General features: G+C 70.2%; 21 protein-coding genes. 14 read left to right on the top strand and 7 right to left on the bottom strand.

Translation table 11 applies throughout. The features are described from left to right. Nucleotides 1-160: 160 nt before the first annotated feature. From ACH41F_RS22900 to ACH41F_RS22930, 7 genes are all read left to right on the top strand, one after another. Nucleotides 161-2734, top strand: a complete 2574-nt coding sequence (locus tag ACH41F_RS22900) for an SGNH/GDSL hydrolase family protein (RefSeq protein WP_398837234.1) — start codon at nt 161-163, stop codon at nt 2732-2734. 63 nt (nt 2735-2797) lie between these two features. Next, on the top strand, nt 2798-3058 hold the full coding sequence (locus ACH41F_RS22905; RefSeq protein WP_398837236.1) for a hypothetical protein: 261 nt from the start codon (nt 2798-2800) through the stop codon (nt 3056-3058). Next, a complete protein-coding gene (locus ACH41F_RS22910; RefSeq protein WP_398837237.1) occupies nt 3055-3375 on the top strand; it encodes a hypothetical protein in 321 nt (106 codons plus the stop codon). The genes ACH41F_RS22905 and ACH41F_RS22910 overlap by 4 nt, the downstream gene beginning before the upstream one ends. Nucleotides 3376-3442: 67 nt before the next feature. Beyond that, nucleotides 3443-4366, top strand: coding sequence for an N-acetylmuramoyl-L-alanine amidase (locus ACH41F_RS22915; RefSeq protein WP_398837238.1), 924 nt, complete (start codon nt 3443-3445; stop codon nt 4364-4366). Nucleotides 4367-4422: 56 nt separating this feature from the next. Then, the gene (locus tag ACH41F_RS22920) at nt 4423-4605 is read left to right on the top strand and encodes a hypothetical protein (RefSeq protein WP_398837239.1); all 183 of its coding nucleotides are present in this window, start codon (nt 4423-4425) and stop codon (nt 4603-4605) included. Continuing rightward, nucleotides 4605-5033, top strand: a complete 429-nt coding sequence (locus tag ACH41F_RS22925; RefSeq protein WP_398837240.1) for a hypothetical protein — start codon at nt 4605-4607, stop codon at nt 5031-5033. The genes ACH41F_RS22920 and ACH41F_RS22925 overlap by 1 nt, the downstream gene beginning before the upstream one ends. Nucleotide 5034: 1 nt before the next feature. Continuing rightward, nucleotides 5035-5400, top strand: a complete 366-nt coding sequence (locus ACH41F_RS22930; protein WP_398837241.1) for a hypothetical protein — start codon at nt 5035-5037, stop codon at nt 5398-5400. 51 nt (nt 5401-5451) lie between these two features. On the opposite strand, the gene ACH41F_RS22935 is transcribed toward ACH41F_RS22930, so the two are convergent. Together ACH41F_RS22935 and ACH41F_RS22940 are read right to left on the bottom strand one after the other, a co-directional pair. Next, nucleotides 5452-5985 (bottom strand): NUDIX hydrolase, encoded by a 534-nt coding sequence (locus tag ACH41F_RS22935; RefSeq protein WP_398837243.1) that lies wholly within the window; start codon nt 5983-5985, stop codon nt 5452-5454. A gap of 53 nt (nt 5986-6038) precedes the next feature. Beyond that, nucleotides 6039-7376 carry a transcriptional regulator gene (locus ACH41F_RS22940; RefSeq protein ID WP_398837439.1) on the bottom strand — a complete coding sequence of 446 codons (1338 nt, stop codon included), beginning with the start codon at nt 7374-7376 and terminating at the stop codon, nt 6039-6041. 128 nt (nt 7377-7504) lie between these two features. Here ACH41F_RS22940 and ACH41F_RS22945 point away from each other — a divergent pair, with 128 nt between their 5' ends. Then, entirely contained in the window at nt 7505-8077 is a 573-nt protein-coding gene (locus ACH41F_RS22945) for a hypothetical protein (protein ID WP_398837244.1), read from the top strand. A 128-nt stretch (nt 8078-8205) separates the two neighbouring features. On the opposite strand, the gene ACH41F_RS22950 is transcribed toward ACH41F_RS22945, so the two are convergent. Next, complete coding sequence (locus ACH41F_RS22950) at nt 8206-8442, bottom strand: helix-turn-helix domain-containing protein (protein ID WP_398837246.1); 237 nt, start codon at nt 8440-8442, stop codon at nt 8206-8208. A 466-nt stretch (nt 8443-8908) separates the two neighbouring features. On the opposite strand from ACH41F_RS22950, the gene ACH41F_RS22955 reads away from it, so the two are divergent. Continuing rightward, nucleotides 8909-9409, top strand: coding sequence for a GNAT family N-acetyltransferase (locus ACH41F_RS22955; RefSeq protein WP_398837248.1), 501 nt, complete (start codon nt 8909-8911; stop codon nt 9407-9409). Nucleotides 9410-9477: 68 nt separating this feature from the next. Here the strand turns inward: ACH41F_RS22955 and ACH41F_RS22960 are convergent, their stop codons facing one another. Next, a complete protein-coding gene (locus tag ACH41F_RS22960; protein ID WP_391235877.1) occupies nt 9478-10533 on the bottom strand; it encodes a substrate-binding domain-containing protein in 1056 nt (351 codons plus the stop codon). 394 nt (nt 10534-10927) lie between these two features. Here ACH41F_RS22960 and ACH41F_RS22965 point away from each other — a divergent pair, with 394 nt between their 5' ends. The 4 genes from ACH41F_RS22965 to ACH41F_RS22980 all read left to right on the top strand — a co-directional run bounded on the left by ACH41F_RS22965 (nt 10928) and on the right by ACH41F_RS22980 (nt 15714). Then, on the top strand, nt 10928-12250 hold the full coding sequence (locus tag ACH41F_RS22965) for an extracellular solute-binding protein (RefSeq protein WP_391235879.1): 1323 nt from the start codon (nt 10928-10930) through the stop codon (nt 12248-12250). Between the two features lie 5 nt (nt 12251-12255). After that, a complete protein-coding gene (locus tag ACH41F_RS22970; RefSeq protein WP_391235882.1) occupies nt 12256-13266 on the top strand; it encodes an ABC transporter permease subunit in 1011 nt (336 codons plus the stop codon). A gap of 11 nt (nt 13267-13277) precedes the next feature. After that, nucleotides 13278-14183, top strand: coding sequence for an ABC transporter permease subunit (locus tag ACH41F_RS22975; RefSeq protein ID WP_391235885.1), 906 nt, complete (start codon nt 13278-13280; stop codon nt 14181-14183). 94 nt (nt 14184-14277) lie between these two features. Continuing rightward, nucleotides 14278-15714 carry a GH1 family beta-glucosidase gene (locus tag ACH41F_RS22980; protein ID WP_398837251.1) on the top strand — a complete coding sequence of 479 codons (1437 nt, stop codon included), beginning with the start codon at nt 14278-14280 and terminating at the stop codon, nt 15712-15714. A gap of 83 nt (nt 15715-15797) precedes the next feature. Here ACH41F_RS22980 and ACH41F_RS22985 read toward each other — a convergent pair whose 3' ends face one another. The 3 genes from ACH41F_RS22985 to ACH41F_RS22995 form a co-directional block, all read right to left on the bottom strand. Beyond that, nucleotides 15798-17276: a cellulose binding domain-containing protein gene (locus ACH41F_RS22985; protein ID WP_391235892.1), complete on the bottom strand. Its 1479-nt coding sequence runs from the start codon at nt 17274-17276 to the stop codon at nt 15798-15800. A 105-nt stretch (nt 17277-17381) separates the two neighbouring features. Then, a complete protein-coding gene (locus ACH41F_RS22990) occupies nt 17382-18779 on the bottom strand; it encodes an ATP-binding protein (RefSeq protein ID WP_391235895.1) in 1398 nt (465 codons plus the stop codon). After that, a complete protein-coding gene (locus tag ACH41F_RS22995) occupies nt 18776-19489 on the bottom strand; it encodes a response regulator (RefSeq protein WP_391235899.1) in 714 nt (237 codons plus the stop codon). The genes ACH41F_RS22990 and ACH41F_RS22995 overlap by 4 nt, the downstream gene beginning before the upstream one ends. Before the next feature lie 99 nt (nt 19490-19588). Between ACH41F_RS22995 and ACH41F_RS23000 the strand changes: the two genes are divergently transcribed. Then, entirely contained in the window at nt 19589-20104 is a 516-nt protein-coding gene (locus ACH41F_RS23000) for a hypothetical protein (protein WP_391235904.1), read from the top strand. Nucleotides 20105-20109: the final 5 nt, after the last annotated feature.

Here is a 20109-nt window from a genome sequence, read left to right on the forward strand (position 1 = left end):
AATTCGTACTGGCCTACGTCACGGGCGTGGAGATCGGCCGACTGGTCGTGTGCTCGGCAGCCTCGGACACACCGGGGCAGGTAATTCTGACGAACAAGCCGACGATCAGCACCGGGAACTTCGTGCTGCCTCAGTCCGGCGTGAGCTGGGCGGTGGACTGATGACACGGTATGACTTCGGCGCCAGCCTGGCGGACTACGTGGTCACTTCCTCCGACGGCATCTGGACCGTAGCCGCCAACGCGGTGGTCACCTTCTGGTCGGCAGCCACGGAGGGCACCCAGTACACCGACCTTCTCAGCGCGGCGGGCGCCCCGATCACCCAAGTCATCGCGAACGAGCACGGGTTCATCCCCACCTTCAAGGGGCCCGACGAGGTGACCGGGATGTGGGCGGACGCAGGCGGCAGCAGCCGGGCCTGGATCACCGCCCGCAACGCCGGCGGGGGCGGGGGCGGCACGGCCTACACCGCGATCACCCGCATCGTCGCCTCGGCCACCGCGCCCGCTGATGTACGGGCCGCCGCACAGTACGTGTGCGACGGCGTCGCCGACAACGTCCAGATCCTGCAAGCCGTCAACGACGCGCGTGACAACGGCGGCGGCGTGATCCAGCTGACTGTGGGCGATTTCAATCTGACCGAGCCGATCGTCATCGAGGGCACCGACGACGTCGATGTGGAGATCGGTATCTCCCTGCTTGGTCAGGGCGCGCGCGCCACCATGCTGAACACCGTCACGACCATGTCGTCGGCGATCCACCTTTCCAAGGTCGTCCGGGTCCACCTCGAGGATTTCGGCATCACTATCGACGGGCCCACCCATGGCATCACCTCGTCGACGACCAACGGCGCCAGCTCGGGGCACCGCTCCTTCTGGAACAGCACGTTCCGGAACCTACAGATCAACGGTCCGTGGGACGGCGGGCACAGCGGCTGGGCCCTCAACATGGGCAGCCCGTTCCGCAGCGTGTTCGAGAACATCGAGATCGGCGGCATCGGCGACGGGGTTCGCTTCTACAGCGAGCACGCCGACTTCAACCCCGGTGACTGCACGATCGAGCGGGTCTTCGTCGAGTCGGTCGGCAACAACAAGACGCTCTACAAGGTCGAGTCCACCACTGCGACTGGCGTTATGAACCAGCTGGAGTTCGAACTGTGCGAGGGCATCGCGGCGGGCACCGGCTGCACCGGCATCCACATCGCCGGCGTCGGCGGCTGGGGCACCTCCCACACCCACTGGCGCGGCATCAACCTCGAGCAGGTCGACCGACTGGTCAATGTGGAGTACGGCAGCAGCAACACCTTCCGCCTCAACCACGTCAACCTCCGCTCCGGCGCCAGCGGGCTTACCGCGATCACTTTCGGGGCGAACGCCTTCAACAACACCATCGAGCACGGCGGTCTGTTCTACGCGACGGACAGCTGCAAATTTTTCGCCGACGGCAACACGCTCGAGCCCAGCAGCCCGAACCGGCTCCTCAACAGCCGGGTCTACGGGGAGAGCGGCGTCAAGGTCACCAGCTCCGTCAACCCTGCGGGCACAACCGTACGCAGCGGCATCGTCGGCAACACCGCCGCGCGGACGCCGTCCGGTCTCGGCATCTACGTGCCGCCAGGCTGGGGCCGCTTCTGGGCGGCGAAGCGGGATGCGGCCGCGGCCGGGACGGCGCTCGCCCGGATCGTGACCGTGGGCGGCTCCGCAACGCAGGGCTTCTACTCCAGCAACCCCCGCACGAAGAGTTGGCCCGGAGTGGTGGCGTCCACCCTCCAAGGCCTGTACGGGGACGGTGGCTCGGGCTTCCAGCAGACCTCGCTGTCGGCGACGATCCTGGCTGGGGCGGATGCCACGGCGCTCGCCGCCTGGACGACGGCCGGTGCCGTCGTCACTCAGACCGGGACGTGGACGCAGGGCGGCAGTTCGTACGGGCCTGGCACGAACTACATCTACAGCGACGTCACGGGCGCGACGCTGACCTTCAAGGCCAGGGGCACGACCGTCCGGATCTACACGGTCGTCGGCTCAGGCACCCGGCCGAACATGCTGTACTCCATCGACGGCGCCGCCGATGTGTCCGTGGCCCAGCCTTCCGGGACGGCGGCCATCCAGGTCACCACCATCACCGGGCTCTCGAACATCGAGCACACGGTGGTGCTGAAGGTGGGCACAGCCAGCACGGGTCAGTTCCTCAGCGTGTGCGGCGTCTCCGGGGAGAAGGCCTCCGGCGTCATCGTCCACAACTTGGCGCTGGCCGGCGCGAGCAGCAGCCGCTACGCCAACCCCTCCACCACGGCGCTCAACGCCACGTGGAATGGAGGCCCCGACTTCCCATGTGACCTCGCTATTTTCACGGCCGGCCCCAACGATGCGGCAGCGAACGTCACGGGCGACACCTGGGCAGCGAACGTCGCCAAGTGGATCAAGGGGGTCAAGGACACCGGCACCGCGGTGGGCGACATGGACATCATCATCGCCCTGCCCCACCTCGGGAAGCATGACGTCACGAACTTCAAGTACCAGGACTACGCCGAGAGAGGCAGAGCCTTGGCCGACGCGTACGGCTGCGCGTTCGTCAACTGGTGGGCGCTCGGCCGGAACTCCTGGGAGTACTGGAACAGCCAGTCCTACTGGGGCACGAACGCCGGCACCGGCGCGGCCGGCACCGACTCGGTGCACATGAGCGACGCCGGTTTCCAGTTCATGGCCGACGCCCTACTGCCCCTGCTCACCAGCTGAGCACCACCCACCCGTGTCCCGCGCCACCTCCGGCCGGGGCCTTCGTCATGTCTGGAGACACCCATGCCCAGCACGCAGAAGCCGTCCGTCGGGCGCATCGTCCACGTGCCGATGCCACGCTCCGCGAACAACGGCGCCGGCACCGCGCCCGCGATCATCACCCAGGTCGACGAGGAAGCCGAGACGGTCAACGTCCGGATCTTCCCCGACGCACCGCCGTCCCCGCACGACTACCGCCGCGACCTTGCTTACAGCGAGGAAATCGACGACGACCCCACCACCCAGGAGTCTCTGTACTTCTGGACCTGGCCGCCGCGCTCGTGACCAGCGAGCAGCCGACCACGCCCGGCGCGCGGCCGCGGGTCGGGGACACCGTGCACTACGTCTCGCACGGCACCCCGCCCCGCGCCGACGGCAGTCAGGCCTTCACCTCGCAGTGCCGCGCCGCGATCGTCACCGCCGTCCTCGACGGCGCCCTGCCCCTGGCCGACACCGTCCAGACGGAGGCCTGGGACAGCAACGTCCTGGTCGCCGCCCTGGCCGTCCTCAACCCCGAGGGCGCCTTCTTCAACCGCGTCCCCCGGTCCGAGCACGACTACCGCGGCGGCACCTGGCACAGCCGGGACACCTGCCCCAACTGACCCACCCCAGCAACACCTTCAGCCCCGTGCCGTCCGGCACGGGGCCACCCGCATACCGGGAGGATCCATGGCCATACCCATGACCGCCCCCACGTTCGCGGACACACTCCGGGACGAGGGCCTGGTCGTCGTAGAGGTCGGCGACTGGGAGCACCACAACCGCAACCACATGGGCCCCTGGGGTCCCGTGCACGGGGTGATGATCCACCACACGGTCACCCGCGGCGCCGCCGCCACCGTCGACATCTGCCGCAAGGGACACAGCACCCTGCCAGGCCCGCTCTGCCACGGCGTCATCACCAAGGACGGCACCGTCCACCTCGTCGGCTACGGCCGCGCCAACCACGCCGGCCTCGGCGATGACGACGTCCTGCGCGCCGTCATCGCCGATAAGGCCCCACCTGTCGACAACGAGGCCGGCACCGACGGCAACCGCCACTTCTACGGCTTCGAGTGCGAGAACCTCGGAGACGGCCAAGACCCATGGCCCGCCGCGCAGCTGCTCGCCATCGAACGGGTCGCCGCGGGTATCTGCCGCCGCCACGGCTGGACGGAACGGTCCGTCATCGGCCACCTGGAGTGGCAGCCAGGGAAGGTCGACCCACGCGGCTTCACCATGGCGTCGATGCGTGAGCGCATCGCGAAGCGCCTCGGCCTCGAGCCCCAGCCCGCACCCCTGCCGACCCCCTCCAAGCCGAGCGTCAGCCTGTCGAAGCTGATCGCCGCGGCCCGGACCAACCCCGGGATGAAGGGCACGCCGTGCACCTACGCGGGCGTGCGGATCTGGGAGGCCGCCCTCGTCGACGAGGGCCTGCTCGCCAAACCGCGGCTCGATGGGCACTTCGGCTCGGACACCGTGACGGCCACCTCCAAGTGGCAGGAACGCCTGGGCTACCGGGGTCGCAAGCCGGGCCAGCCCGCCGACGGGATCCCCGGCCCCGACTCCGCCCGACGTTTGGGCACGAAGCACGGTTTCACCGTCGTCGCGTAGCCACATCACGGCGGCCGCGGCCGCTTTCCACCCTGCCTGACCTGAAAGGACATGCCATGCGACTCTCCAACATCGCGAAGTCGATCGTCGGCGGCCTGGCCGCCGGCGCCACCGCGGCGGTCACCGCCGTGCAGGACAACGTGCTGACGACGGGCGAGGGAGTGACCATCGTCCTGGCCGTCCTCGGCGCGTGGGGCATCGTCTACGCCGTGCCCAACCGGCCGAAGACGGAAGCCTGATGCGCGCGGCGGCTCGGCGGCTGACCAGGCGGCTGGGCCGCCGCGGCGCCCTGCTCACGTTGAAGGGAACCATCGTTACCCTTTTTGGGTTCGGCCAGCTGGCCGAACCTGCCCAGGACACGCGTGGCTTGAGACTGCTGCTGTCCCTCCGGCCGCTGGAGGTCTGGGGCTGGGCGTGGGTAGCGGCCGGGGTGACCGCGCTGGTCTGCGCGTGGCTGCCGCCGAGGAGGGACTGGCCTGGATTCCTGGCAGTGTGGGCGATCACCGCGCCCTGGTCCATGTCCTACCTGATGGCCTGGTGGCCACTCGAGGATCACCCCAGGGGCTGGGCTGGCGCCTTAATTTTCGGCGCTTTTGGCGCGGTCTGCCTGGTTGCAATCGGCTGGGACGAGCCTCCCGTACGGACGGAGCTACCGCGTGAGAGCTGAGATGCTGACCGCCGTCAGCGCGCTGGCTGTGGCCCTCGTCACGGCGGCCGGTGGCGTCATCACAACCGTTATCGGGCGGCGGCAGCCTCGGCGCCCGCCGGGGGCCGAGAGGCGTGACGACTTCACCGCCGTCACGGACAAGCTGGGCGAGCACATCGCACGCCTCGAGCGGGAGGCCGAGCAGGATCGGCAGCAGGCCGAGCAGGACAGAGCACGGATCGGCGCGCAAGACTTCGCCCTCCGCTACATCGCCGGGTGGGCCCGCTCACTGGTCACCTACATGCGCCAGGCCCAACTCGAGCCGCCCCCTCCGCCGCAGCCCATTCCCGACGAAGTCCGCCCCTACTTGCACGACATCGGATCATGACCTCGGCCCCGCTCTCCTTCGGGAGAGCGGGGCTCTTTGTCGTTCCTGGCCTCAGCCCAACCGAAGGTGCCGCAGCATCAGGAGCGCGGCCACCGCGTTGGCCGAACGGACCTCGCCCCGCGTGATCAACTCCGGCACCTTCTCCAGCGGCACCCACTCGCGGCGAGCCGACTCGAAGCCGTCACGCGGCTCACCGATCCGTTGGGCGCTGTCGGACCAGTACACGCGGTGGTGGCTAGTCGAGATGCCCGGCATGGGATCGACAGCGAGCAGCAGCCGCATAGGACCCGGGCGCCACCCCGTCTCCTCTTCGAACTCGCGCGCTGCCGCAACCGCTGGGGCCTCGCCCTCGCCGGTGCCACCGGAGGGGAGTTCCCATCCCCACGCGTCGGTGATGAACCGATGACGCCACAGCAGGAGCACCTCGTTGGCCTCGTTCACCACAGTCGCGACGGCCACCGGGCGCAGCCGGATGACGGTGTGGTCGAGGTGCCGGCCATCGGGCAGCTCCACGTCGGCCATGTTCACCGTGACCCACCGGTTTTCATACGCAGTGTGCTCGCCCAGATTCCGCCACACAGACACCGTCAGGCCTGCCTCTCGTCGGGTACCGCCCCCATCCCACCACGGCCTGGAGGTCAGAGTGGAATGCGTAGGGTGTCATCGATCCGGGTGACGACGTCGCTCGCCGATCTGCTGCGAGTAGCTGCCAGGTGCCGACGCACTACGGTGAGTCTGTCGTGCAGCCGATGCGACTCCATCCCCTGCACCGTGTCCAGCATCAGCACCGCGGTGCCAGCCGCACGGTCAACCTCACCGGCACGCAGCTCGCAGTCAGCCAGGGTGGCGAGACGATGCACGCGGCCGCGCGCATGGGTCTGCGTGGCGACGGCTTCAGCGGCGTACTCCTGAGCTGGCCCAGTATCGCCGAGCCGCATCAGCGTGTCAGCGAGGGCCGTCTCCAGCAGGCCAGGCTGCACATAGCCGGTCTCGGCCGGCTCCTCCTCGGCGCGGATCAGACCGGACGCGGTCTCGGCGGCGGTCATCGCGCGGTGCGCCGCCTCCTGGTCCCCCATCCGGGCGTACGCCTTGGCCTGCATGGCGTGCAGGTCGCAGGCGAGTGCCGGGCTGATCGCCTTCCCAGCGGTGCGCAAGCCGGCCTCGGCGAACGCGACGGCCTGGCGGTGCTCACCCATGAACAGCGAGTGGTTGACCAGCAGAGCTATGACGTACCCGCCGAACGCCCGGTCGCCGCTGGCCTTCGCGAGGCGGAGCGCCTGGTGGTAGTAGCGCTGCGCGAGGCCCTGGGCGTTCGAGTCGTACGCGCAGATACCCGCGATCGCCACCAGGCCGCCGACGGCGCGATGCAGGTGACGACCGGTCTGATCGGAGTAGCTGCCGCGCATGAGCGGGGCGGTGTCCTCCACCAGGAACCGCAGCACCCTACCTCGAGTCGCGACGCCGCCGGCCTTTCGGTACATCTGCTCGTAGTGGCTGCGCGCGGTACGTAGTTGCTCGACGTCGGGCGGGCCCACCCGGATCGTGCCCCGGCTGCTGACGTCTGCGTCGTCTGGTGGATTCTCCCACTCCCACACAGGGCCCACGGCTTGCAGACCAGTGATCACGGGGGCCTGCTGCACAGCGTCTCGCCGCTGGTGGTCACCCCGCCACAGGGCGGTCGCCTTACCGATGAAGCCGTCAAGCGGCGTGCCTGCGGGCTGTGGCGTGGAGCGGGACCCCATGCCGATGTCGTCGAGCGTGAGCCTCCGGCCGAGCCGGGCGCCGATTACCCCGGCGATGATCTCCGGTGTGCCATTGCGAGGGAGTTGGCCGTTGAGCCAGCGGATGACGGAGCTGTGGTCGTAACGCATAGCCTTCCCCTGTATCGCTCCCGCGGCGTTGACGCGCGCGGCGAGTCCCTTGCGCGACATTCCGGCCTCGTCAAGCAGTGCGTCAAGGAGTGTGTTCGGCTCCATCTGTGCCCCCACTTCACTCAGTGTGTGGAGCGTAATCCGACTCCGTTCACACAGTGTGTGAAGCGGGCAATGCCGCACACCGCCCGTACACACTCCCGCACTGCTGGTCAGGGCGACAGCATCGCCCCATGGAGAACGTGCACACCACACACGGCCCCGATACCGGCGTGCTCGTACACACCAGCGCCGACCGCCGACTGGCCATCGAGCACTGGCTACTCTCTACGCTTCCTGGCCCGGGCCGCGACCGGGCCCGCATGGAATGGCGAGAGCTCGGGGTGGCCATGCTCCCCCTGGGGGGACTCTTCTCCGCCGTCCGCCTCCCTGGCCGCCTCGTCCAAGCTCTAGCCGCGACTGCGGCACCAGCCGCGGTCGACGCATTCCTCGCAGATGCTCTCGACGACGGACCAGTCATCTGCGACCAGCACGGCGGCTCCCGCTACTACGCGCTCGTGCCCGGAAGCGTGCCACGGACGTGGCGCCAGGCATGCGAAGAGTGGCGCGCCCAGGACGTGGACGTGCTGGGACGGGAAACCATTCTCGGCGTACCAGCCATCAACGCCGTGGACCCGACAGCGCCCGAACTCGCGTCGTACTGGTCAGTGCCCATGCCGTCGGCCGCCATGCTGTGTCGACCGCTCCTGGTTGCGCGGCTGATCGCCGCCGGCCAGCACGCGCTGACCGAGGCATCACAGCCGTGAGGACCGTCTACCCGCAAACCTCTACCGCCTTCGGTACTGCTCATACCTGGAGGCCTGAGGCGGCCGCCCCACCCCTGAGGGGCAGTCGGCCCGCCGCCGGTTGGTTGGCACCTTCCCCGGCGGCGGGCTCATCTCACGAGGTCGTCGAGCGGAACTCCGATCGCGTCGGCGATACGGATGAGGGTGTCCAGCTTGGGCGAGGAGTGGCCCTGCTCGATGCGGGAGTACGTGGCGACATCCACGCCGCTGCGGCCGCACACGTCGAGCTGACTCAGGTTGGCCCGCTCGCGCACGTGCCGGATGCGCTCACCCACCTGGCGGCGGCGGGCTAGGACCCGGTCGTCGGGTGGCGTAGGGCGTGGCACGCGTCCACGCTCCCGACAGCATGATCAAAAATGATTAGGGTCGACCCTAATTTGTGTGATCTTGGAGTGGGCAGGGAATCCAAGCGGAGCACCCCCCTCCTTACACGGCCCCCGCTCGGTTCAGCTCCCCAGGCGGACGAGAGGGGCCGCGGCGCCCCCGCCATACGCGGGGGCGCCGTCATGTCTGCACAATCTCGGATAGGCCTTTTGCTACTCACCGCCCCTACGGCACGGCGGGTGCGGCGGGGGGTGTTCCCGTGGGAACAACCTCGGGTATTGATCTACATTGAGTGTCATCGAGCGACATCGAAGGGACATGCTTTGTCCGGGTTTTGGGCATCGCCGCAGGTCACGGTATGTTCAAAAATCTGGTTCGAGTCCCGTCACTCACCCTGAGCAATCAGCCGGTGACCTCGGTACAGAGGTCACCGGCTGATTCGTTTGTCACCGGGATCCGGGAGCCCATGTGCACGCCGAACCGATCCGCACGGCCCGCCTCGACCTCCTCCCCCTGCGCGTGGACCACGCCGAGGAGATGTCGGTCGTCCTGTCCGACCCGGCCCTGCACACGTACATCGGCGGCGCCCCCCTCACGACCGAGGAACTGCGCGCCCGTTACGCCCGCCTGGTGGCCGGCTCCCCCGACCCGGGCGTGTCCTGGCTCAACTGGGTCCTGCGCCTGCACACCGACCCCGCGCTGATCGGCACGGTCCAGGCCACGGTCACGGGGCGCCACCAGGCCGAGATCGCCTGGATCGTCGGCACCCCCTGGCAGGGCCGCGGCCTCGCCTCCGAGGCGGCGCGCTCCCTGGTCGCCTGGCTCGTCCGCCACTACGTCCGCACCGTCACCGCCCACATCCACCCCGCCCACACGGCCTCGGCGGCGGTCGCCACGGCGGCGGGCCTGAGCCCGACGGACGAGGAACACGACGGGGAGAGGGTCTGGCGGTTGTCGTTGAGCGCGTGAGGGCCAACTGCGCGGTCAGGGGGCCGAGTCGGGGCGTACCGGACTCGGGGGACCGCCCGCCGGCCGGCTCAGGAGGACGTTCGCTCCACCAACTCCGTCGCCACCACGACCTGGCGCCGCTCCAGGCCCCGGGACGCCGCCGGACGCCGGTCCGCGATCTCGGTGAGGAGCAGGTCGATCATGTGGCGGCCCATCTCGGCGATGGGCTGGCGGACGCTGGTCAGGGGCGGGTCCATGTGGCGGGCGATGGCGGAGTCGTCGTAGCCGACGAGGGCGACGTCGTCGGGGATGCGGCGGCCCGCCTCGCGCAGCGCCTGGCGGGCGCCGGCCGCCGTGACGTCCGAGGCGGCGAAGACCGCGTCGACGTCGGGCGCGCGGGCGAGCAGCTCCGCCATCGCCCGGGTGCCGCTCTCCTCCGTGAAGTCGCCCGCCTCGATCAGCGCCTCGTCCGCCGGGAGCCCCGCGTCCCGCAGCGCGTCCCGGTAACCGTCGATACGGCGCTGGGCGCCGTACACGTCGAGGCGGCCGGTGATGTGCGCTATGCGGGTGCGACCGCGGGAGAGCAGATGCTCCACCGCCTGGCGGGCCCCGCCGTAGTTGTCCGAGTCCACCGAAGGGAGCGTCTCCCCCGCCGAGCGCGGGCCGCTGATGACCGCCGGTATCTCCAGCTGGGAGAGGAGGTCCGGCAGCGGGTCGTCGGCGTGCACCGAGACCAGCAGCACGCCGTCGACGCGGTGGGCCGCCAGGTACTGGGCCAGTCGCTGCCTTTCCCGGTCGTTGCCCGCGAAAATCAGCAGCAGCTGCATCTCCGTCTCGGAGAGCTCGGCCGCGACCCCCTTGAGCATGTCCGAGAAGTACGGCTCCGAGAAGAAGCGGTCCTCCGGCTCGGGGACCACCAGCGCGATCGCGTCCGTACGGTTCGCCGCGAGGGCCCGCGCCGCCGTGTTCGGGACGTAGCCGAGCTCGGCGACCGCGGCCTCCACCGCCGCGCGCGTGGCGTCGCTGACCCGGGGCGAGCCATTGATCACCCGGGAGACCGTGCCGCGACCGACTCCGGCACGCGCGGCCACCTCTTCGAGGGTCGGTCGGCCACCGCTCCGGCCCCGCGCTCCGTGGCTTGCCATGGGCTCCGCCTTCCCGCCGTCATCTTCACGCTGGCCTGGAATGTAACAGCCCCGACCGGCACACTGGGCACCCCCGGGGACTGCCGGCCCCGGACCCCCGCCCCGGCCCGCGGGACCTGGTCCCGCGTCCTGGAGGGGGCTGAAAGCCATCGGCCGGGTTCCGACCCTCGGAGTTAGTTAACAGCCCGATAACCGAAGACATATCTCCGTGCCGACTCCCTTGACACCCCCGCCCAGACCGGCGAGTCTTCAACTCATCACTGGTGGGAGCGCTCCCACGGTACCTGACACATACACATCCCGCACGTTCCCCGCCCGAGCCGCCGCGAGAACTAACGGGCCCAACCATGCAGTTGGCCGGGGGGTCGGCACGTCAGGGCAACAGGAGGACTCAATGCGAGCACGTACCCGAACCACCCGTCGCAGGGTGGTGGTCCTCGCGGCCGTCGCGTCACTGGGCGCCGGGCTGCTGGCCGGCTGTGCCGACGACGGCAAGAGCGACGAGGGTGGCTCTTCGTCCGAGGGTGGCGGTGGCAAGACCAAGATCACGCTCGGCCTCTTCGGCACCGCCGGCTTCGAGGAGTCCGGCCTGTACAAGGAGTACGAGAAGCTCCACCCGGACATCGACATCCAGCAGACGGTCGTCGAGCGCAACGAGAACTACTACCCCGCGCTGATCAACCACCTCACCACCAACAGTGGTCTGCAGGACATCCAGATGGTCGAGGTCGGCAACATCGCCGAGATCGTCCAGACCCAGTCCGACAAGCTGCTCGACCTGTCGAAGTACGGCAAGAAGAGCGACTACCTGGAATGGAAGTGGGAGCAGGCCACCACCAAGGACGGCCAGACCATCGGCGTCGGCACCGACATCGGCCCGATGGCGATCTGCTACCGCACGGACCTGTTCAAGGCGGCCGGTCTGCCCACCGAGCGCGAGGAAGTCGGCAAGCTGTGGGCCGGCAGCTGGGACAAGTTCGTCGACGTCGGCAAGCAGTTCCAGGAGAAGGCGCCCAAGGGCACCACCTTCCTGGACTCCCCCGGCGGTCTGATCCAGGCGATCCTCAGCGGTGAGAAGGACCGGTTCTACGACTCCTCCGGCAAGGTCATCTACAAGACCAACCCGGCCGTGAAGTCCGCCTTCGACCTCACCGCGCAGGCCGCCGAGGACGGACTGGTCGGCAACCAGACCCAGTTCCAGCCCGCCTGGGACACGACCATCGCCAACAGCAAGTTCGCCGCGATGTCCTGCCCGCCGTGGATGCTCGGCTACATCAAGGGCAAGTCCAAGCCCGACGCGGCCGGCAAGTGGGACATCGCCCAGGCGCCGAAGTCCGGCAACTGGGGCGGCTCCTTCCTGACCGTGCCGAAGTCCGGCAAGAACACCGAGGAGGCCGCGAAGCTGGCCGCCTGGCTGACCGCGCCGGAGCAGCAGGCCAAGCTGTTCGGCGTGCAGGGCAGCTTCCCGAGCACCCCGGCCGCCTACGACTCGGACGCGGTCAAGAGCGCGAAGAACGACATGACCGGTGACGCGCCGATCGGCCCGATCTTCGCCGAGGCCGCCAAGAACATCCCGGTGCAGACGATCGGCCCGAAGGACCAGATCATCCAGCAGGGCCTGACCGACAACGGCGTCATCCTGGTGACCCAGGGCAAGTCCGCCAAGGACGCCTGGAACAACGCCGTGAAGACCATCGACAACAACCTGGACCAGTGACCCGTATGACCACTGGGCACGAAACCGCTGCCGCGCCCCCCACCAAGGAGGGGGGCGCGGCCCCGGCCCGCCCGCCCGCGGGGCCCTCCGACGACGAGCGCCGCCGCGCCCGGCTGTCCCGCCGCTGGCAGCGGGACATGCGCTGGAGCCCGTACGCCTTCGTCTCGCCGTTCTTCCTGCTGTTCCTCGCGTTCGGCCTGTTCCCGCTGATCTACACCGGCTGGGCCTCGCTGCACCAGGTGGAGCTGACCGCGCCCACCGACATGAACTGGGTGGGCTTCCGCAACTACACGCGGATCTTCGACGACGACTTCTTCTGGAACGCGGCGAAGAACACGCTGACCATCGGGATCATCTCGACGGTGCCGCAGCTGCTGATGGCGATGGGCCTCGCGCACATCCTCAACTACAAGCTGCGCGCCTCGACCTTCTACCGGGTCGCGATGCTCGCCCCGTACGCGACGTCGATCGCCGCCGCCTCGCTCGTCTTCGTCCTGCTCTTCGGCCGTGACTACGGCATGATCAACTGGGCGTTGAACTCCGTCGGCATCGACAACATCGACTGGCAGAACGACAAGTGGGCCTCGCAGATCGCCGTCTCGACCATCGTCGTGTGGCGGTGGACCGGATACAACGCGCTGATCTACCTGGCAGCCATGCAGGCGATCCCGCAGGACCTGTACGAGTCCGCGGCGCTGGACGGGGCCAACCGCTGGCGGCAGTTCTTCCATGTGACGCTGCCGTCGCTGCGGCCGACCATCCTGTTCACCGTGGTCGTCTCGACCATCGGCGCCTCCCAGCTCTTCGGTGAGCCCCTGCTGTTCGACGCCAACAAGGGCGCCTCCGGCGGAGCCCAGCACCAGTTCCAGACGCTCGGCCTGTATCTGTACGAGCAGGGCTGGGTCAACCAGCACCTCGGCCGTGCCTCCGCGATCGCCTGGACGATGTTCCTGATCCTCATCGTCATCGGGATCGTCAACTACGTCATCTCGCGCCGGCTGCGCGCCAGCAGTTAGGAGAACCGGCCGTGACGACGACACTGACCCCGCCCTCGGACACTCCCTCGAAGGAGCCGAAGCGGACCCGGCGCCCCAGGGCCGCCCGGGCCGGCGGCACCCTGCACGCCGGGCCGATCGCGTATGTGATCCTCGCCCTGTTCACCATCGGCTCGCTGTTCCCCCTGGTGTGGACGGCGATCGCCGCCTCGCGCGACAACCAGCGGCTCGCGCAGGACCCGCCGCCGTTCTGGTTCGGTTCCGGACTCTTCGACAAGCTCGAGATCGCCTGGACCGACGCCAACCTGGGCGAGGCGTTCATCAACACCACGTTCGTGGCCGGGGTTTCGGCGCTCACCATCGTCTTCCTGTCCACGATCGCCGGGTTCGCCTTCGCCAAGCTGCGCTTCAAGGGCCGCAACGCCATGATGCTGATCGTGATCGGCACGATGATGGTGCCGCCGCAGCTGAGCGTGATCCCTCTGTACATGATGGTCGCCAAGCTCGACTGGTCCGACCAGTTGCAGGCGGTGATCCTGCCCTCGCTGGTCAGCGCGTTCGGCGTGTTCTTCATGCGCCAGTACCTCATCCAGGCGCTGCCCGACGAGATCATCGAGGCGGCCCGGGTGGACGGCGCGAGCAGCTGGCGGGTGATCTGGCACGTGGTGTTCCCGGCCGCGCGCCCCGCGATGGCCGTGCTCGGCATGCTGATGTTCGTGCAGACGTGGAACGACTTCCTGTGGCCGTTCCTGGTCCTGACCCAGAACGGCAACCCGACCGTGCAGGTCGCGGTGGCGGGTCTGGGCCGCGGCTACACCCCCGACCAGTCCCTGATCATGGCCGGCGCGCTGCTCGGCACGCTGCCCCTGCTGATCGTCTTCGCGATCTTCGGCAAGCAGATCGTGGGCGGCATCATGCAGGGCGCCGTCAAGGGCTGATCCCTCTTCCCAGGGGCCGGGTCACCGCCGCCCCGGCCCCTTCCCTCCCCCCATCTACCCGTCGGTCTCCACGACCTCCAATGGGAGCGTTTCCATGCCTGAACCCGCAACGCCGGCGACCCCGGTGACCTTTCCCCCCGCCTTCCTCTGGGGCGCCGCGACCTCGGCGTACCAGATCGAGGGCGCGGTGCGGGAGGGCGGCCGTACGCCCTCGATCTGGGACACCTTCAGCCATACGCCCGGCAAGACCGCGGGCGGCGAGCACGGTGACATCGCTGTCGACCACTACCACCGCTACCGCGACGACGTGGCGATGATGGCCGACCTCGGCCTGAACGCGTACCGCTTCTCGATCTCCTGGTCCCGGGTGCAGCCGACCGGCCGGGGCCCGGCGGTCCAGGTCGGACTGGACTTCTACCGGCGCCTGGTGGACGAGCTCCTCGACAAGGGCATCAAGCCGGCCGTCACCCTCTACCACTGGGACCTGCCGCAGGAGCTGGAGGACGCGGGCGGCTGGCCGGAGCGCGACACGGCCTACCGTTTCGCCGAGTACGCGCAGATCGTCGGCGAGGCGCTCGGCGACCGCGTGGAGCAGTGGATCACGCTCAACGAGCCCTGGTGCAGTGCCTTCCTGGGCTACGCGTCCGGCGTGCACGCACCCGGCCGCACGGACCCGGCGGCCTCCCTGAAGGCCGCGCATCACCTGAACCTCGCCCACGGTCTGGGCACTTCGGCGCTGCGCTCGGCGATGCCGGCCCGCAACTCGGTGGCGCTGAGCCTCAACTCCTCGGTGGTGCGCCCCGTTTCGCAGGACCCGGCGGACCTGGCCGCGGCCCGGAAGATCGACGACCTGGCCAACGGCGTCTTCCACGGCCCGATCCTGCACGGGGCCTACCCGGAGTCGCTGTTCGCGGCGACGGAACTGCTCACCGACTGGTCCTACGTCCAGGACGGCGACCTGCGGGCGATCCACCGGCCGCTGGACGCGCTGGGCCTCAACTACTACACGCCCGCGCTGGTCTCGGCGGCCGACAGCGACGTGGCGGGCCCGCGCGCGGACGGCCACGGGTCGAGCGACTCCTCCCCCTGGCCGGGCGCGGACGACGTGGCGTTCCACCAGACTCCGGGCGAGCGCACCGAGATGGGCTGGACGATCGACCCGACGGGCCTGCACGAGCTGATCATGCGCTACACGCGTGAGGCCCCGGGTCTGCCGCTCTACATCACCGAGAACGGCGCGGCCTACGACGACAAGCCCGACCCCGACGGCAAGGTCCACGACCCGGAGCGCATCGCCTACCTCCACGGCCACCTCGCCGCGGTCCGCCGCGCGGTCGCGGACGGCGCCGACGTCCGCGGCTACTACCTGTGGTCCCTGATGGACAACTTCGAGTGGGCGTACGGCTACGAGAAGCGCTTCGGCGCGGTCTACGTCGACTACGCGACGCTGGAGCGCACGCCGAAGTCCAGTGCCCTCTGGTACGGCCAGGCGGCCCGCACGGGGACTCTGCCTCCCCTGGCCGAGGTCTAGAGCCACGGCGGGACGGGGGGAGGGGCGCGGCATCCGAGGGGGATGCCGCGCCCCGGCCCGTGGGGGGCGCCGGTCGCGGGCGGCTACTTGTAGGCCGCGAACGCCTTCGAGAACGCGTGCGGGGCCTGGACGATCGAGCTGCACGTGGCGTCGGCGTAGTTCTTCGCGCCGCCCGAGCACTGCTTGTCGCGGGTGGCCGACCACATGGACAGCCATCCGAGGCCCTTGGACCGGGCGAAGTCCACCAGCTGGGTGGCGTCCTGGACCGTGAAGACCTCGCTGGTGACGTCGTTGACGCCGATCATCGGGGTGACCGCGACCGCCTTCCAGGCGGCGCCGTCGGACAGGCCGAGCACGCTCTTGACCTGCGCCTGGGTGGCCGTCGCGGCCTGTTCGGCGTAGGTGCCCATGTCGCCGCTGTAGGCCGGCCCGTAGTCCATCGCCATGATGTTGACCGTGGCGATGGAGACCCCGTTCTTCTTGGCGTCGGCGAGCAGGTCGACGCCGGCCTGGGTCAGGCCCTCCGGCATCACCGGGAGGGTGAAGGAGACGTCCAGGCCCGCGTGCCGCTTCTGGAGCTTGGCTATCGCCTGGGCCCGGCGGGTGTTGGCCGCGGTGTCGGGCAGCGCGCCGCCCTCGACGTCGAAGTCGACCTTGGTGAGGTCGTAGGCGGCCACGACCTTCTCGTAGGCCGCCGTCAGCGCGTCCGCCGACGCGCAGGTCGTCGCCAGTTCCGAGCCCGCCGCGCCGCCGAACGACACCCGCACGTCGCCGCCCTTGGCGCGCAGTGCGCCGATCTGTGCGGCCACGGCGTCGCTCGCGAGGTCGCTGACGCCGCCCCACTTGGGGGTGCAGCCGCCGCCGTCGGTGACGAAGGCGAGGTGGTAGTCCTTCACGCCGGTGGCCGCGGCGGCGCCGACCAGGTCGAAGGCCGGGTAGAGGGAGGTGTCGACATACGGGGCGAAGCCGGCGCTGGTCGTGGTGCCGGTGCCCGGGTCGGCGGTGGCGGTCGCGGTCGGGGCGGCGCTGGCCGTCGCGGTGGGGGTGGCCGTGGCCGTCGGGGTCGAGGTCGGCGGGGCGGTGGGTGTGGGGGTGGCGGTCTGGGTCGGGCGGCCGGTCGGTTCGGGCGTGGCCGTGGCGTCGGCGGAGCAGCGGGCGCCGTCGATGAGGCAGCCGCGCGGGTCGCCGCCGCCGTTGACGACGAAGCCGACGGTGACCGACTCCCCGGCGGCGAGGCCGTCGCGGTCCCACTTCGGGGGCGTGACGGTGACGTGCTGCCCGCTGACGGCCGACTCGGCGTTCCACAGGGAGCTGAGTCTCGCGCCCGCGGGCAGGTCGAACTCCAGCTTCCAGTCGGCGTCCCGCGCGCCGCTGTTGTTCGTCACGACGTACTGGGCGGTGTACCCCGTCGACCAGTCGCTGGTCCTGGTGTACGCCGCCGCGATCCCGGCCGCCTGGGCGGTGCCGGTGAGGAGGATCGCGCCCCCGCCGGCCACGGCCGCGGCGACGGCCCCGGCGATCACCTTGTTCCTGCCGCTGACCTTGCGCCGGTGGGTGCTCATCACGTGCCTGCCTTCATGGTTCGGGGTGGGTGCGGCAGCACGCTAGCGAGCCAGAATCGGGCAAATGGCCTGTTCAGGGCGGGGGTTGAGGATCTTAGGGCGGGCTTAAGGATGGGATCGGGGACGGTTAAAGGTCGAGACCAATCTGCCCGTACGGCGGCGGCGCACCCGGTGTCCCCGGCGCTCGGGCGCCCGCCCGTCCAGCTGGATCCAGATCCGCACCTCGGTACCGCCCAGCACCGACGAGCCGATCCGCACGTCCCCGCCGGTCTCCTCCGCCAGCCGGCGCACGATGTCCAGGCCCAGCCCGGTCGACCCGGCGCTGCCGGACCCCCGCCCCCGGGCCATCGCCGCCTCGGGGTCGGGTATGCCTGGCCCCGCGTCCGAGACCAGCACGATCACCGCGTCCTCCCCGTTGTGCACGTCGACCGCGAAGGCGGTGCCCTCCGGGGTGTGCCGGAACACGTTGCCGAGCAGCGCGTCCAGGGCGGCCACGAGGTCGGCGCGGGCCACGGGTATGCGCACCGGCCGCTCCACCCCGGCCACCCGCACCTTGCGGCCCTCGTCCTCGGCGAGCGCCGACCAGAACGCCATCCGCTCCCGGACCACCTCGGCGGCGTCGCACCCGGCGCCGGGCCCGGCGGCCGCGGTCTGCGGCTTGGCCTCCCGCGCGGTACGGATGATGGTGTCGACCTCGCGCTCCAGCTGGGCCACCGCGGCCCGGGTCTGCTCGGCGGCGGGCCCCTCGCCCAGCGAGGCCGCGTTGAGCCGCAGCACGGTCAGCGGGGTGCGCAGCCGGTGGGACAGGTCGGCCGCCAGCTCCCGCTCGTTCGCCAGCAGTTGGACGACCTGGTCGGCCATGGAGTTGAACGCCACCGCCGCCAGCCGGAGTTCGGTCGGCCCCTCCTCCGGCACCCGCGAGCCGAGCTTGCCCTCGCCCAGTTCGTGCGCGCCCTCGACCAGCCGCTGGGCGGGCTGCACCATCCGCACCCCGAGCCGGTCGGCGACCGCGACGGAGCCGACGATCAGCGCGACCCCGACCCCGGCGAGCACCGCCCACGCGGTGGCGACGCCGTTGCTGACCTCGGACTCCGGGACGTAGACCTCGACGACCGCGATCTCCCCGGAGCTCAGGGCGACGGGCTGGAGCAGGGTGGAGCCGCCGCCGACCTCGGAGGTGGAGGCCCGGCCCAGCTTCCGCACGGTCGCGATGTCGGCGCCGGCGGCCCGCTGCCGCCCGATGTCGACGGCCGCGGCGCCCCCGGCCGCCGGTATGTGCACGGCCATCTCCGCCTCCGACCCGGCGGAGGCGACGACCCGCTCCAGTTGGTCCCGGTCGGTGGTGATGGACAGGGCGGGGGCGACGGCGGCGGCCTCCCGTTCGGCGTTGGAGAAGGCGCGGTCCCGGGCCATCTCCTTGATGACGAGACCGAGCGGGATCGCGAAGGCGACCACGACCATGGTGGTGACCGCGAGACAGACCTTGACCAGTGCCCATCTCATCGCGCCGGCTCCGATCCCGGCGAGAGGGGCGGCTCCAGCTTCACGCCGACGCCCCGAAGGGTGTGCAGATAGCGCGGCCGCGCGGCGGTCTCCCCCAGCTTCCTGCGCAGCCAGGACAGATGGACGTCGATGGTCTGGTCGTCGCCGTAGGCCTGCTGCCACACCTCGGCGAGGAGTTCCTTGCGGGCGACGACGACACCCGGGCGGGCGGCGAGGAAGGCGAGCAGGTCGAACTCGCGGCGGGTGAGGTCCAGGCGGACACCGTCCAGTTCGGCCTGGCGGCGCAGCGGGTCGACGGTGAGGCCGCCGACGCGGAGCACGGACTCGGGCGCCGCCTCGCCGACGGCGGCCCGGGACCGTCGTAGGACGGCGGCCATCCGCGCGGAGAGGTGCTCGACCGAGAAGGGCTTGGTCAGGTAGTCGTCGGCGCCCGCGTTCAGCAGCCGGACGACCTCCGCCTCGTCGTCCCGGGCGGTGGCGATGATCACGGGGACGTCGGTGATGCCGCGCAGCATCTTCAGCGCCTCGGAGCCGTCCAGATCGGGCAGTCCGAGGTCGAGGATGACCACGTCGAAACGGAAATGGGCGACCTCGCGCAGCGCCTCCAGCGCCGTGCCCACGCTGCGCACGGTGTGGGCGGCGTCGGTGAGATGCCGGATCAGCGCCGAGCGGACGAACTGGTCGTCCTCGACCACGAGCACACTTGCCATGCGCCGCACCGTACGCCATACGGGTCAGCGCCATCCGGTGCCTGTGGACAACCCGGATCTGTGGACAACGGGTGGGACGGTTGAGGCAGTATGGCCGCGATGCGCAGAGGACTCATACACGTACTGGCGTGGTCGCTCGCCACGGGCGCGGCGGTCACGCTGTCGTGGTGGGGTGTCCACACGGTGATGGCGGGCACGGCCTACGACCCGCCGCGCGCCCTGCCGATCACGGCGGCGGACGCGACCACCCAGGAGTCCAGGCCGCTGGCCTCGTCCACGGCACGGCCCACGCCGTCGAAGAGCCCGACGAGGAAGCCGGAGCCGTCCCCCACGCCCACCCCGTCGAGGACCCCGGCACGGTCCCCTTCCCCCTCCCCCTCTCCCTCCGCGTCGGGCCAGGTCAAGAGCTACGACACCGAGGGCGGCCGGGTGGTCTTCGACCTCGGCAAAAGCTCCGCGACGCTGGTGTCGGCGACGCCGGCGGCGGGCTGGTCGATGCAGGTGTGGAAGACGCAGACGTGGATCCGGGTGGAGTTCGCCTCCGGGGCGGACCGGGTGTCGGTGTTCTGCACCTGGCACGACAGCGCGCCCCGGGTGGAGGTCGGGACGTACTGAGGGCT

It is taken from the genome of Streptomyces sp. NPDC020489 (genome assembly GCF_044386545.1).
Lineage (GTDB): Bacteria > Actinomycetota > Actinomycetes > Streptomycetales > Streptomycetaceae > Streptomyces.

Excerpts from the sequence above, each read along its gene's own strand:
- ACH41F_RS22965 (WP_391235879.1), top strand. The coding sequence starts at position 10,928 with ATGCGAGCACGTACCCGAACCACCCGTCGCAGGGTGGTGGTCCTCGCG.
- ACH41F_RS22985 (WP_391235892.1), bottom strand. The coding sequence starts at position 17,276 with ATGAGCACCCACCGGCGCAAGGTCAGCGGCAGGAACAAGGTGATCGCC.
- ACH41F_RS22960 (WP_391235877.1), bottom strand. The coding sequence starts at position 10,533 with ATGGCAAGCCACGGAGCGCGGGGCCGGAGCGGTGGCCGACCGACCCTC.
- ACH41F_RS22970 (WP_391235882.1), top strand. The coding sequence starts at position 12,256 with ATGACCACTGGGCACGAAACCGCTGCCGCGCCCCCCACCAAGGAGGGG.
- ACH41F_RS22990 (WP_391235895.1), bottom strand. The coding sequence starts at position 18,779 with ATGAGATGGGCACTGGTCAAGGTCTGTCTCGCGGTCACCACCATGGTC.
- ACH41F_RS22920 (WP_398837239.1), top strand. The coding sequence starts at position 4,423 with ATGCGACTCTCCAACATCGCGAAGTCGATCGTCGGCGGCCTGGCCGCC.
- ACH41F_RS22930 (WP_398837241.1), top strand. The coding sequence starts at position 5,035 with ATGCTGACCGCCGTCAGCGCGCTGGCTGTGGCCCTCGTCACGGCGGCC.
- ACH41F_RS22900 (WP_398837234.1), top strand. The coding sequence starts at position 161 with ATGACACGGTATGACTTCGGCGCCAGCCTGGCGGACTACGTGGTCACT.
- ACH41F_RS22925 (WP_398837240.1), top strand. The coding sequence starts at position 4,605 with ATGCGCGCGGCGGCTCGGCGGCTGACCAGGCGGCTGGGCCGCCGCGGC.
- ACH41F_RS22980 (WP_398837251.1), top strand. The coding sequence starts at position 14,278 with ATGCCTGAACCCGCAACGCCGGCGACCCCGGTGACCTTTCCCCCCGCC.
- ACH41F_RS22905 (WP_398837236.1), top strand. The coding sequence starts at position 2,798 with ATGCCCAGCACGCAGAAGCCGTCCGTCGGGCGCATCGTCCACGTGCCG.
- ACH41F_RS22940 (WP_398837439.1), bottom strand. The coding sequence starts at position 7,376 with ATGGAGCCGAACACACTCCTTGACGCACTGCTTGACGAGGCCGGAATG.
- ACH41F_RS22915 (WP_398837238.1), top strand. The coding sequence starts at position 3,443 with ATGGCCATACCCATGACCGCCCCCACGTTCGCGGACACACTCCGGGAC.
- ACH41F_RS22945 (WP_398837244.1), top strand. The coding sequence starts at position 7,505 with ATGGAGAACGTGCACACCACACACGGCCCCGATACCGGCGTGCTCGTA.
- ACH41F_RS22995 (WP_391235899.1), bottom strand. The coding sequence starts at position 19,489 with ATGGCAAGTGTGCTCGTGGTCGAGGACGACCAGTTCGTCCGCTCGGCG.
- ACH41F_RS23000 (WP_391235904.1), top strand. The coding sequence starts at position 19,589 with ATGCGCAGAGGACTCATACACGTACTGGCGTGGTCGCTCGCCACGGGC.